This window comes from Arthrobacter sp. AL12 (assembly GCF_029960645.1).
Taxonomy (GTDB): Bacteria; Actinomycetota; Actinomycetes; order Actinomycetales; family Micrococcaceae; genus Arthrobacter.
In genome coordinates this window covers 24481-36870 of sequence record NZ_JASBQY010000019.1, presented here as the reverse complement: position 1 = coordinate 36870, position 12390 = coordinate 24481, and the positions used below count along the sequence as shown (strand labels likewise).

13 protein-coding genes and 1 pseudogene are annotated in these 12390 nt (G+C 67.2%); 4 read left to right on the top strand and 10 right to left on the bottom strand.

Going from position 1 to position 12390, the window contains the following annotated elements:
- Positions 1 to 359: 359 nt before the first annotated feature.
- A complete protein-coding gene (locus QK291_RS16670) occupies positions 360 to 1502 on the top strand; it encodes a sigma-70 family RNA polymerase sigma factor (RefSeq protein ID WP_282383829.1) in 1143 nt (380 codons plus the stop codon).
- Here QK291_RS16670 and QK291_RS16665 read toward each other — a convergent pair.
- The 8 genes from QK291_RS16665 to QK291_RS16630 all read right to left on the bottom strand — a co-directional run bounded on the left by QK291_RS16665 (position 1438) and on the right by QK291_RS16630 (position 8942).
- Entirely contained in the window at positions 1438 to 2799 is a 1362-nt protein-coding gene (locus QK291_RS16665; protein WP_282383828.1) for an MFS transporter, read from the bottom strand. The genes QK291_RS16670 and QK291_RS16665 overlap by 65 nt on opposite strands.
- A gap of 179 nt (positions 2800 to 2978) precedes the next feature.
- Positions 2979 to 3581, bottom strand: a complete 603-nt coding sequence (locus QK291_RS16660) for a class I SAM-dependent methyltransferase (protein WP_282383826.1) — start codon at positions 3579 to 3581, stop codon at positions 2979 to 2981.
- A 135-nt stretch (positions 3582 to 3716) separates the two neighbouring features.
- A complete protein-coding gene (locus QK291_RS16655) occupies positions 3717 to 4484 on the bottom strand; it encodes an amino acid ABC transporter ATP-binding protein (protein WP_282383824.1) in 768 nt (255 codons plus the stop codon).
- Entirely contained in the window at positions 4481 to 5518 is a 1038-nt protein-coding gene (locus tag QK291_RS16650; protein WP_282383823.1) for an amino acid ABC transporter permease, read from the bottom strand. The genes QK291_RS16655 and QK291_RS16650 overlap by 4 nt, the downstream gene beginning before the upstream one ends.
- A gap of 6 nt (positions 5519 to 5524) precedes the next feature.
- On the bottom strand, positions 5525 to 6427 hold the full coding sequence (locus QK291_RS16645; protein ID WP_282383822.1) for an ABC transporter substrate-binding protein: 903 nt from the start codon (positions 6425 to 6427) through the stop codon (positions 5525 to 5527).
- 314 nt (positions 6428 to 6741) lie between these two features.
- On the bottom strand, positions 6742 to 8082 hold the full coding sequence (locus QK291_RS16640; RefSeq protein WP_282383820.1) for a diacylglycerol kinase family protein: 1341 nt from the start codon (positions 8080 to 8082) through the stop codon (positions 6742 to 6744).
- A 67-nt stretch (positions 8083 to 8149) separates the two neighbouring features.
- Positions 8150 to 8485 carry a cupin domain-containing protein gene (locus QK291_RS16635; protein ID WP_282383819.1) on the bottom strand — a complete coding sequence of 112 codons (336 nt, stop codon included), beginning with the start codon at positions 8483 to 8485 and terminating at the stop codon, positions 8150 to 8152.
- Between the two features lie 151 nt (positions 8486 to 8636).
- Positions 8637 to 8942, bottom strand: a complete 306-nt coding sequence (locus QK291_RS16630) for an acylphosphatase (protein ID WP_282383817.1) — start codon at positions 8940 to 8942, stop codon at positions 8637 to 8639.
- A 204-nt stretch (positions 8943 to 9146) separates the two neighbouring features.
- Here QK291_RS16630 and QK291_RS16625 point away from each other — a divergent pair, with 204 nt between their 5' ends.
- The 3 genes and pseudogenes from QK291_RS16625 (at position 9147) to QK291_RS16615 (ending at position 10442) form a co-directional block, all read left to right on the top strand.
- Positions 9147 to 9410 (top strand): YegP family protein, encoded by a 264-nt coding sequence (locus QK291_RS16625; protein ID WP_282383815.1) that lies wholly within the window; start codon positions 9147 to 9149, stop codon positions 9408 to 9410.
- Between the two features lie 89 nt (positions 9411 to 9499).
- Positions 9500 to 9844, top strand: a pseudogene (locus tag QK291_RS16620) (ATP-binding cassette domain-containing protein); the annotation flags it as partial.
- A gap of 46 nt (positions 9845 to 9890) precedes the next feature.
- Complete coding sequence (locus QK291_RS16615) at positions 9891 to 10442, top strand: ABC transporter permease (protein ID WP_282383814.1); 552 nt, start codon at positions 9891 to 9893, stop codon at positions 10440 to 10442.
- A gap of 11 nt (positions 10443 to 10453) precedes the next feature.
- Here QK291_RS16615 and QK291_RS16610 read toward each other — a convergent pair whose 3' ends face one another.
- The gene (locus QK291_RS16610) at positions 10454 to 11488 is read right to left on the bottom strand and encodes an alpha/beta hydrolase (RefSeq protein ID WP_282383812.1); all 1035 of its coding nucleotides are present in this window, start codon (positions 11486 to 11488) and stop codon (positions 10454 to 10456) included.
- Between the two features lie 98 nt (positions 11489 to 11586).
- Positions 11587 to 12390 carry a hypothetical protein gene (locus QK291_RS16605; RefSeq protein ID WP_282383810.1) on the bottom strand — a complete coding sequence of 268 codons (804 nt, stop codon included), beginning with the start codon at positions 12388 to 12390 and terminating at the stop codon, positions 11587 to 11589.

The following is a 12390-nucleotide window of genomic DNA, read 5'->3' as shown; positions in this document are numbered from 1 at the left end:
GATCCCCAGCGCGTTTGTTCGGGCATGCCGCACGGACCCACGCCGCCGGGCTGCCGTCCGGGCAGTGGGCGCCGCGCGGAGCGCCGAGAACGACTGTGAAAGTTGTGAGGAATGGGCGAATCGCCCTGTTAAGGCCGAAGATATTCCGGTGGTCCGAGCCTGTCAAGGGATCCTTGGGCTGCCGCCGTTGCCGCCGTCCCGCCTTGCCGCCGTTGCCCAGCAAAGCTGACCGGAGTCGGAAATCCCCCGCCGTGGACGCCAGAATCAGCCCCCAACCAGCCCGCCCATACCCTCCGGTTATTGTCACACCAGCCACGTAGTCTGCCTTCACAAGCTTGAACCGTCCGACAGGGGATGACATGGCTGACCGGATTCACGAGGCAATCGGCACGGCGCAGGCCTCGCCTGCAGCAGCTGCCCCGGTCCCCGACTCATTCGAGCCAAATGACCCTGGCTGGCCGGAAATGCTGGCGGCCACCGGCGGGGTCACTGACGACGCCGTCCGGGACTACCTGCGCCGGCTGCGCCGATACGACTTGCTCACCGCCGAGCAGGAAGTGGACCTGGCACAGGAGATCGAGGCCGGGCTTTTCGCGGAACAGCTCCTGGCGGACGGTACCGCGCGGGCCGGCCCGGAGAGCGCGGAGCTCCGGACCATCGTCCTCATGGGCAAGCGAGCCGTCTACGCCCTGTTCCACGCCAACCTCCGGCTCGTGGTGTCGGTCGCCAAGCACTACACCCGCAGGCGGCTCGATTTTGAGGACCTGATCCAGGAGGGAAACCTGGGACTGCACAGGGCAGTGCGCACGTTCGACTTCACCAAGGGTTTCAAGTTCTCCACCCACGCCACGTGGCACATCCGGAACGCCATCACCCGGGCGCTGGCTGATCAGGCACGACTCATCCGGCTGCCGGCCAACGTCATTGACCAGCTGCAGAAAGTGCGGTCAGCTCAACGGACTGCAGCTACGACGGGGTCCGTTTGCAGCAGGGTGCATCTCAGTCAGCTGACACACAATTCGGTCGGCAAGGTTGAGTGTCTGCTGACCGTGGACCGGCCGGTCTGTTCGTTGGACGCTCTGGTGCCCGACGGAAAGGGCGGTACCGAAGCCCTGGCTGAACAGCTGTGGGATACCTCCGCCCCCGACGCGAGCGATGCGCTCTTCCAGCAACAGATGAAGGCGCAGCTCCATGCCGTACTCGGCACGCTCGAGTCCCGGGAGGCCCGGGTCATTGCGATGCGCTTCGGCCTGACCGGCGGAGGCGCGAAATCCCTGGACGCGGTGGCGAAGGTCCTCGGCACCACGCGGGAAAGCGTCCGCCGGATCGAGGTCAGGGCGATGGAGAAACTCAAAGACCCTATCCGGTCCAACCTCCTGCGGCAGTATCACTTTGACTGCGAGAACCCATCCGGCCGGGAGTCCGCGCCGACGGCCCTCAGCCCCGCCGCCCCCGCCACGTCACCGACACCACCAACACCACCGCACCGAGTCCGAGCATGATAAAAACCATCAGCCCCCAGCTGGCCTGGTTCACACCCGTGCCGTAAAAGATGCCGATCAGCACCGTCGCCGTGATCGCCCCGAGATACCGGCAGGTCTGGAAGATCCCGGCGGCCACACCGCGCTCCTCCGGCCGGGTGGAGAGGTACATCCCCTGGTTGTAGGCGATGCTGGCCACCCCGTAGGGCACCCCCAGGAACGCGGTGAGGGCCAGCACCAACGGAATGGCGAACGACGCGGTCAGCAGCCACATCGTCGCGGAGGCGGCCATGAGTAGAACGACGCCGGCAATCAGCACGCGCTTCACCCCGAACCGGTCGATGGCGCGGACCGCTAAAGGCGTCACCACGACCGACATCGCGGCCAGCGGCAACATCAACAGGCCCACCACCCCGGGCTCGTAGCCGCCGGCTTCCTGCAGCAGCTGCGGCAGGCCGAAGAACGCGAAGTAGTAAACGCCGCTGAACAGGGCGAACCCCAGGTAGACCAGCAACAGCGGCCGGTTCCTGCCCAGCAGCCGCAGGTCCAGGAACGGCGGGGTGAAACGCAGCTCACGCCACACGAACAGAACGGCCAGCAGGGTGCCTCCGCCCAGCAGCCACCAGCGGAAGGCAGGCAGCACGTTGAGCAGCGCCATCATCACCAGGACCATGGAGCCGATGAAGGCCAGGATGCCGGGGATGTCCGAGTCCCGCAGCAGCTCAGAGGCCCTTCCGCTTTCCCGGTCTTCGTCCGCCGGGGCAAAGCGGCGGACCAGGATGATCGCTGCCAGCGCCAGCGGAACGTTGATAAGGAACAGTGCTTCCCAGCCGACGAACCCCACCAGGAGCCCGCCCACCACCGGCCCGACGGCCGCCGCGGAGGTGTTGGCCATCTGGATCCGGCCCAGCGGCCGGGTGGACTTCACGTTCGCCTGCTTCGCCAGGGCACCGACCATGACGACGGCGCTCGGGTAGGCGGCGGCCGTGCCGAGGGCCATGAAGGCGCGGGCCACGCAGAGCACCGCGAAGTTCGGTGCGAACGGGGCAAGGGCGCAGGTTACGGCCACCAGGGCCATGCCGATCATGAACAGCCGCCGCGGGCCGAAGCGGTCCGCCAGCCTGCCCATGAGCGGCTGGCCCGCCGCGGAGGTGAGGTAGAAGGAGGTGATCACCCAGGTGACGGTGGCGACGTCGAGCCCGAAGTCAGCGCGCAGCACCACCAGGGCGACGGCGATCATCGAGGAATTCAGCGGGTTCAGGGCCGTGCCCAGGCTGAGTCCTGCGACGGCGAGGCCCGTCCGGGGAGAGTTGCTCACGGCAACAGTCTGTCCCACGGTGCCGGCCAAAATCGAACCGGACGCCAAAATCGCGGCGACGGACAGGGTTCCGGGTCACGCAGGGCGGGCTTCTGGCCCTGTCTCTGCGCGGGAACCGCGGAATGGTGCGGAAGTCCTCGAACCGGGAGGGAAAAGACTGCTGTCCGTGACGGCTGGCGTCACGGCTTGCGGGCGACCACGTCGTAGATGTGCCAGTGCTTGGGACCGCGGAACGACTGCCCGTCGGCGTCGTACACCTCGAACTTCAGGATCTCCAGCCCGGCGAAGAGCTGCCGCGCCCCGGCTTCGGTGTGGAAGTTCCAGTCCGGGATGTCCGCCCAGGAATCCCGGTCCCCGAAGAGGTTCACCGCCAAAACGCCCGGGGGCCGGAGGGCACTGAGCATCACGGCCCAGAACCCGGCGAACCTGTCCGGGTGGATGAAGGGCAGCGAATAGCCGGCGAAGATAAGCTCCGCCGGCGGGAGGTCCCGGAGGTCCTGGAAGGCACGCACCTCGATGCTGAGCCGGCCGGCCGCGTCCTCGGGGGCCATAACCAGCAGCCGTTCCCGGGTGTCCGGCAGCGAGTCCACGGCGTGCACGGACCAGCCGGCGCGCAACATCGCCAGCGTTTCCTTCCCGGCACCGCAGCCCAGGTCGATGGCACGGCGGCCGTCCCCCGGACCGGCGAAGGCCATGGCGTCGAGGCAGAGGGAGCGCACGGGTCGGTCCGCCTGGGCGGCGTTGTAGTCAGCCCAGACCTTGCTGTCCGCGAGGCTTTCCACGACTTCATTTTTCCACCCGCGCGGCGGCGAAGCCACCGCTCCCGGCGCCAGGCCGGTCCGGTCCAAGCCGAGGCCCGGCCCGTCCCGGCCCGTCCCGGCCCACGCCCAGGCCCGCCGCACGGTGGACTCCCAGCGTCAGAGAACCTTGGAGAGGAACGCCTTGGTCCGGTCGTGCTGCGGATTGCTCAGGATCTCCCGCGGCGGTCCGGCCTCCACCACCACGCCTTCGTCCATGAAGACCAGCGTGTCCGCCACCTCGCGGGCGAACCCCATCTCATGGGTCACCACGATCATGGTCATGCCGCTCTTGGCCAGTTCCTTCATGACATCGAGCACCTCGCCCACGAGTTCGGGGTCCAGGGCGCTGGTCGGCTCGTCGAAGAGCATCAGCTTCGGGTCCATGGCCAGCGCACGGGCGATCGCCACCCGCTGCTGCTGGCCGCCGGACAGGTGCGCCGGATAGGCCTCCCCCTTGTCGCCCAGCCCCACACGATCCAGCAGTTCCATGGCCCGGGCGGTGGCATTGGCCTTGGACAGACCCTTCACCCGCATGGGTGCCAGGATGATGTTCTCCACCGCGGTCAGGTGCGGGAACAGGTTGAACCGCTGGAACACCATCCCGATTTCCTGGCGCTGGAAGGCAGCTTCCTTGAGCTTCAGTTCGTAGAGCTTGTCTCCCTTTTGGCGGTAGCCAACCAGCTGTCCGTCGACCGAAAGGCGGCCGCCGTCAACCCGTTCCAGGTGGTTGATGCACCGCAGGAACGTCGATTTGCCCGAACCGCTGGGGCCCACAATGCAGAGCACCTCGCCGGGGTCGACCTCGAGGCTGATCCCCCGCAGCACCTTGTTGGTGCCGAAATTCTTGGAGACCCGCTCCGCAAGCACCATCGGCGCGTCCGTCATCCTTTTCCTCCAAAGTCTGTGCTGACCGGCGGGGTGGGCCCGCCGGGAACCGCCGTCGGTGCCGGTCCCGACGTCGCCGGTTCCTTGCCTGTCTTGACGCGCCCGGTTCCGCGGGAAAACCGTTTCTCAATGAAGTGCTGGCCCACCATCAGGATGGAGGTGAACAGCAGGTACCAGAGGGAAGCCACAATCAGCAGCGGCACCGGGGTGAACGTCACCGCGGAAATACCGCGGGACACGCCGTAGAGGTCAATGCTCAGCGGAATCGCGGCCACCAGGGAGGTGGTCTTGAGCATCGAAATCACCTCGTTGCCGGTGGGCGGAATGATGATCTTCATCGCCTGCGGAACCACGACGTACCGCATCGTCTGGCCCCAGGACATGGCCAGCGCCGTCGATGCTTCCTCCTGGCCCTGGTCCACGGACAGCAGACCGGCGCGCACGATTTCGGACATGTACGCGGCCTCGTTCAGGGCCAGCCCGATCACGGCGGTGATGAAGAGGTTGGTAAAGACCTCATTCGGGATGGTGACCCACGGCTCCACAAACGGAATGCCCAGCGTGAACACGGGGTAGATCAAGGACACGATGCCCCAGAAGACCAGCTGCACGTAGACCGGGGTTCCCCGGAAGATCCAGATGTACAGCCAGGCAATGCTCTTTAGCACCGGGTTCGGCGAAAGGCGCATGATGGCCAGCAGCAGGCCGATGACGATCGCGCCGATCATCGCGTAGACGGTCAGCCACAACGTCACCCAGGCGGCCTGGCTGATCCGCCGGTCGAAGATGTACTTGCCCACGTCCGGCCAGCCATAGTCCGCGCGCTGGGCGGCGTCGAGCACAAAGACCGCAAGCCCCAGGATGAGGAGGACCGCCACCACGTTCCGCCAGGGGTGGCGCAGCGGGATGGCGACGATCGCTTCCGGCGGCGTGTCGTCGTCGTGCCGTCCCCGGCCGGCCCGCGGCGTCCTGCCGGACGGCCCGCTCCTGCCGGGTTCCGACTCAATCATCCGGTCGGGTTCCGGCTCGCTCATCGGCTATCACCCTTTGGCTGCGACGTTGAGGTCCGCCGTCTTGACGCCGCCGGCTTCCACGCCCCACTTGGAGAGGATCTTGGTGTACGTGCCGTCGTCGATCAGCGTCTGGAGGGCCTTCTGCAGGACGGGCGTGAATTCGCTGCCCTTGGCCACCGGCATCCCGTAGGGTGCCACTTCAAAGGCGGTGCCGGCGGTCTGCAGCTTGTCCTTGGTCTTGGAGATCGCGTAAAGGGTCACCGGGGAATCGGCGCTCATCGCGTCCACCTGTCCCACCACCAGGGCATTGGTGGCCTGGTCCTGGGCGTCGTACTTGAAGATGGTGATGGCGGGCTTGCCTGCGTCGGTGCAGGCCTTCGACTTCGCCGGCACCTCGTGCGTGTCCTGGTAGGTGGTGGCCTGGACGGCGACCTTGAGCCCGCAGGCGTTGTCGGGGTCCACGGTCTTGCCCTTCGGGGCCGCCCACTGGATTCCAGCGGAGTAGTAGTTGACGAAATCGACCTGCTGTTCGCGTTCCAGGGTGTCGGTGAAGGAGGAGACGCCGATGTCGTCCTTTCCTGCCTTCACTGCCGGAAGGATGTTGTCGAAGGTGCCGATGTCGAAGTTGACCTTCAGGCCCATGACCTGGCCCAGGGCGTTCGTGAGGTCCACAGCCCAGCCTGCCGGCGCACCGTTGTCATCCTTGAATTCGTTGGGCGGGTAGTTGTTGGCCATGCCGACGTTGAGCACGCCCGCGGTTTTCATCTTCTCCGGGAGCATCGCGGCGATGGAGTCATTCTTCTTCACCGCGATGGCATCGGAGCTTCCGGATGCCGTGCCGGTGGCGGCCGGCTGGCTGTTGTCGACGCAGCCGGAGAGCGCGAGCGCTGTGGCAATGGTGAGAATCGGAAGTACGTATCGGGTGCGCATGGTTTCCTTAGCTGTTCAGAGTGGCCCTTGGTTCCCGCAAGTCTGCGGGAGGAGTGCGCTGTGTGCCTGCAAGTTCGGAACTCGTTAGTGCGTGTTGCCTGACGCTGTTTCGAGGATTTCTCCGGAATGACGGATGTCCGGCAGAATTTCCCCGCCTCGAGCCTTCACCTCCGGCATGCTGGAAACGCCCACTGACGTCATCGTACGCCGCGGCTCGTCCGCGAAGATCTCAAGGATGCGCCCCGTGCCAGCGCGCTGCCACCTGGACGGGGTGGCCACGGAGGTGGCCGCACTGCGCGGATCCAGGGTCGGGATTACGCCGCTGCGTGCACGGCAGTCCGGTGCCCCCACGCCACCTCACGGAGCCGGATCAGATCCAGCGCCGGCTGGGCGGGCGGGACACCAGGACGGTTCCGTGGGACCACGACGCGCAGGGCGGCAGGTTCGATGGTGCACCGAACCGGAGTGGGAAGCAGCAGCGCCTCGCCGTCCACACCGACCGGGATCTCGGGCACATCGGCGTCGACCACTACCTCCACCGAGGTGCGCTGGATCAGGCCGCGCTTCGTCGCCCGCCGCAGCAGCCCGACAGCCTCACGGGTGGTTGAGGCCGAGAGCGCCACTGCCCCCAGCATGCCCCGGTCGAGCCGGGTGCGGCGGCCCAGGCCGGCGAGGTCGTGGCTGCCGTACGGGCCGTTGCTCACCAGTACCGCCTGCGGCCCGTCCACAGTGCTGCCGTCAATCTGGGCGTGCAGCCGGGCGCCCTTAGCGCCCTTGATCAGGTCCGGCAGCATCTGCAGCACGGTGCCGGCCTTGTCATCGCGGTACTCCGGGCTTTGCACCACCTCGGCGTAGACCCCGAAGGAGGAATTGTTGACGAAGGTGCGGCCGTTGATCCTGCCCAGGTCAACGTGCAGTTCCACCCCGTCGCGGAGGGCGTCCAGGCAGGCTGTGGGGTCCTCCCGGTCCAGGCCGAGATCCAGGGCGAAATGGTTGCGGGTGCCGGCGCTGATCACCAGGAACGGGAGGTTGTGCTCGGCCGCAATGCCGGCCACCAGCGCCTGGGTTCCGTCGCCGCCGGCGACGCCGAGCAGGTCGGCTCCCCGTGCCACGGCATCCCGGGCGAGGGCCGCGACATCCACCTTGCCCGGACCCTCCAGCAGCGCCACCTCGGCCCCGAGTTCCTCAGCTTTGCGCTGCAGCTCGAACTTCACCACTTTGCCCCCGCCGGAGCGCGGATTCATCACCACGAAGGGGTGCTTCGGCTTGGGGGCCGGGTACTCCGTCATCTTCGACCCGGCCCGGGGCTCACGGAGGGCTGCACGGGCACAGACCAGCGCCACAAACACCAGCCCCACGGTGATCATGACCTCCAGCAGCAGGCCCGCTTGAATGAAGAGGAAGAGAACCACGAGCGGGGCCAGGACCGCCAGCGCAAGCGCACCCCAGCGCAGGAAGCCGCGGCTGATGAGAAACCAGTAGATCCCCGCGACGGTCACCACCAGTCCGCCGGCAGCGGTCAGGAGCAGGGCCACGGCGCCTGCCACCCCCGCGGCCACGATCGGGACCAGCGCCGCGCAGACGACGGCGGCGTAGGCGCCCCGCGCCCACCACCGCCGGGTCTGTGGAACCTCTTCGAACGGAACGACAGTCATGTCCAGCTCCTTGCGGTAATCCGGCCCGCCGATCGCCTCTACGGGTCTCCCGGCCTGCTCCCGGCCGTCAGGTTTTGATTTTCGCGACGGTCATCAGGATCGCCGAGTCCTCTTCCGCTTCCAGGCTGTGCAGCCCGTCCGGCACGATCAGCAGGTCCCCGGTCTTGCCCTGCCAGGATTCATTGCCAGCGCGCAGCCGCACACAGCCGCGGAGCACAAACACCGTCGCCTCGCCGGGGTTCTGGTGCTCGCTCAACTGCGTCCCCGCCCGAAACGCCATCACCGTCTGGCGGAGCGTCTTCTCATGGCCGCCAAACGCCGTATCCGCAGCACGTCCGCTGGGTGCCGCCACCGCAGCCGCCAGCTGCTGACGAGCAAGGGCATCGAGCGATATCTTCTGCATGGGGCCACCCTACTCAGAAACGGGCTGGCTGCCGAGGGACCTTAGCCCCGGTCGCGCCTGGACCGGCCTTTCCGGCGGCACTAAGAACGTTTCATAACTTTTCCAGGAAGTCCTACCCTGAAACCAACGGCCGGCAACGGTCTGCTCACGCTCAGTACACCACCCGGAAATTGCTGAACGCCCCCGTGGCCCGGGAGATCGATTCCTCCACGTTCTCCACCCTGCCGGGCGCTTCCGGTGAGCGCAGCCAGCGCCGGAACTCCAGCACCACCGACTGCGGCCCCTCCGCGACGATACCCACCGAACCGTCGGTGTTGTTCTGGACCGTGCCGGTCAGCCCCAGCTGATCGGCACGGCGCACGGTCCAATAGCGGAAACCGACGGCCTGCACCACGCCGTCCACCCGCGCCGTCAGCCGGACCCACTCGCCGGAATCGCCCCTCGGAAACTCAGCCATGCACCCAATCTAGCGCCCCACCCGTCGGCCGCCGCCAGAGGAACCGTGCACTTTCCACATAGGGACCTTTGCCCCTTACCTTCCGCAGCCCCGAGCCGGAAAGATGGTCAGACGCGCTGCGGGGACGTGTCGAGAAAACGGCATTGGCGCAGGGAAGTGCCTTAACCATCCCGCGGTGCTGCATTGCCCGGAAGGACAAAAAACATGGCAGGACAATTCGAGATCTTCACGGACGCTGAGGCCAACGTCCGGTTCCGGCTCCTCGGGGCCGACGGCACGGTCCTGGCGATTTCCAAAGCGTTTGAGGACAAAAAGTCCGCCGCGGACGGCATCATGGCGGTCCGCGAATGCGCCGGCACGGGACTGATCAAGGAAGCCCGCACCAACGCTTGGGGCGGCACCGGCAACACCAGGGCGGGCCTGCCGACGCCGGCCCACCGCCGGCACCGGCATGTCCCCGCCGTCTAGGCGGCGAATAGGCAACCCCCCGGGCTGGCAGCCCGGCAGCATCAGGAGCCGCAAAGGACGAAGCACGGGTCCACATCAGCGGCTTCCGAATGGACTTCGGCGACACCACCGTGGTCCGCGACCTCTCATTGGACGTGCACGCCGGCGAGACCTTCGGTTTCCTCGGCAGTAACGGCTCGGGCAAGACGACCACCATCCGGGCCCTGCTCGGCATCTACGAGCCCACCGCCGGGACCCTCCACATCAACGGCCGGGACTTCAAACCCGAGCACGGCGACCGGCTGGGCTACCTTCCCGAAGAGCGCGGGCTCTACAAGAAGGAAAAGGTCATCGACATCATGACCTATTTCGGCCGGCTCAAGGGGATGGGCCGGCGCACTGCCAGGCAATGGTCGCTCGACTACCTGGCCCGGGTGGCGCTGGCGGACCGGGCTTATCGCGGGCAAGGTCATCGCGCTGTTCGGGATCGGCCTGGCGCAGATGACCGTATTCCTCTCCCCCGTCCTGATCGGCCGGCTGTTCTTCCCCGAGGAGCTCAGCCTCACGGCCCTGGACCTGCCCCCGCTGATCCTGGACCCGGTCCGGATGACCATTGGCCTGCTGATCCTCGTCGGCGGCTTCGCCCTGTTCACCACCACCCTCGTGGCCATCGGCGCCGTGATGCCTACGGCCAAGGAAGCAGGCAACTTCATGGGCGTAATGATGGCACTGATCTTCGTCCCGTTCTACGCCGTGACTCTGGTGGTCTCCGATCCGCAGTCGGTGATCGTGCAGATCTTCACCTACTTCCCGTTCTCCGCGCCGGTGACCGCCCTGCTGCGCAACGCCTTCGGTTCGTTGGGCCTGCTCGAGGCCGGCATTGAGATCGTGATCCTGTTCGTCGGCGCGGCCGTGATGCTCCGCCTCGCCGTGCGGCTCTTCCAGTACGGCTCGATTTCGTACACCTCGAAGGTCAACGTCCGGACCGCGCTGCGTGCCGGATCGCGGCACCCTGCCGCTGACGGGCCCCCGACGACGGCGGCTGGCGGCTGAGGGCGGCCGGGCTACCGGCTTGCCAGGAAGTTCCTGATCTCCTCGGCCATGGTCTTGGACTGGGTCCAATGCAGGTAGTGGCCGCCGGCCAGCGGGACGATTTCGTGGCGTTTGACGTTTTTCAGGAGATTCTCCAGCGCCGCAGCCTTGTCGGCGGCCTCCGGGGAGCCGTCGGCAGCGACGAAGACGAGCACGGGAAGCCCATCGGGATAGCTGATTCCGCGCAGGTCCGAGGCATTGTTCCCGATCCGCGCCGTCTCATCGGCGACAGCCTGGTTGCCAAAATTCCAGCTCGTCATCAGGCGCATGCGTTCACGCTCCTCCGGCGTGTAGGCGTCACCGTCGGGTTCCCCGAGCCCGGGGGCCACCACAAGGGCGGCGCGGACCAGGCCGGCGACGGAGAACAACCGCGCCACACCGAGGGCGCCTGTCTGCACCTCCACCGGCCCGCTGGTGGCTTTCGGGACCGTAGGGTCGATCCCGATCACGGCGGCCACCTCCGCAGGGTAGCGGTTGGCGTAGTCCAGCATGTAGAAGCCGGCGATCGAGTGCCCGGCCAGGGTATAGGGCTGAGTGATGTTGAGCTTGCCCAGCACTTCGTGGAGTTCGGTGTTGATGTTCTTGTTGCTCCGCTCGCTGGCGTTCATGTCGCTGTAGCCGTAGCCGAATCCCTCCACGACGGTGACGTTGTAGTCACCCAGCTCCCGGATCAGCGGCGCGAAGTCGAGCGCGGGCGCGGCCGTCCCCAGACCGCTGAGGAGCACGATCGGCAGCCCGGGCCGGCCATTCCTGTACACGTTGACGGCTCCGCCGGCGATCTCAATCCGTACGCCATAGGGGGTGATGCTGGCCCGTTCCTGCCGCTCAAGCAGCAGGTTGGCGCCTGTCGAAACCAGGCCCAGCCCGACGGCGATCAAGGCGGCCATCGCGAGGATGCGCAGCCGTTTCCGGCGCCTCGTCCGGCGGCGGCCGGGAATGGAATCGGCATCCGCGGCGGCAGCAGGTGCGGGCGGAGAAGCGTCCTTGCGACGAGGATTGATCCTCATGGCGTGCCTTTCAGTGGCAGAAGCAGTGCCAGGACGAACAGGCTGGTCCGGCAAGCGTAACCCCGCGGGCGCATTCCGGGGCAGGCCTGCCGCGGCTGTTAACCCGTCGGCATTTCGCCCGGCCGCAGGGACGTGATCATCGTCCGGACGTCCCGGTACTCCGGGGTGGACGCATACAGCTTGGCCTTTACCAGGTACGGCAGTGCCGGGTCCCCGGGCGTCTCATTGTGCTCCGGGTTGTACGTCCCGCCGAAGAAAGCGCCGCTCGGCGGCCACAGGAACAGGTGGAACATCGGGCACGCCAGGTCCCCGGCCCCTTCGGGGACCATGGTGATGCCGTAGGCCGCGATGGTGGACCGGGTGGCCACCGGGTCCGTGTCCTCGCCGCGGGACTCGAACACGTACCGGGGCACGCCGCCGTCGGCGCCCCCGCCCTCGGCGAGGGCAACCATCGGCTTGGAATCGTAGACCTCGTAAGGGGTCTTGCCGAGGCATTCCGCCCCGGTGACGATGTTGGTGCGCAGGCCCGCCATCTGCTTCCCCCCGGCGTTCAGCACGTCCACGAAGTCGCCGCCAAGCGCCCCACCGGGATCCTTCACCGTCCAGCCCGCAGGGTAGTCGAAGGACAGCCCGCCGTCCGTCGTCGTGAAGGTCCGCCAGCCCGACGTCGGCTCCCCCGCCGCCGGCCCGTCCGACGCCGGGGCGGACGGAGCAGGGCTGGTGCCCTGGGTCTGGTTCGCCGAAGCGCCAGGGCCCCCGGCCTCGGCGGGGAACAGGCCGCAGGACGTCAGCAGCAGGACCAGTCCGAGGCTGGTGCTCAGTGTGGCGGCTGCGCTAGGGCCGGGGACAGTGCCGGGAACCGCGCCGGGGACACAGCCGGGTGAAGCCGCAGGCCTCCTCAC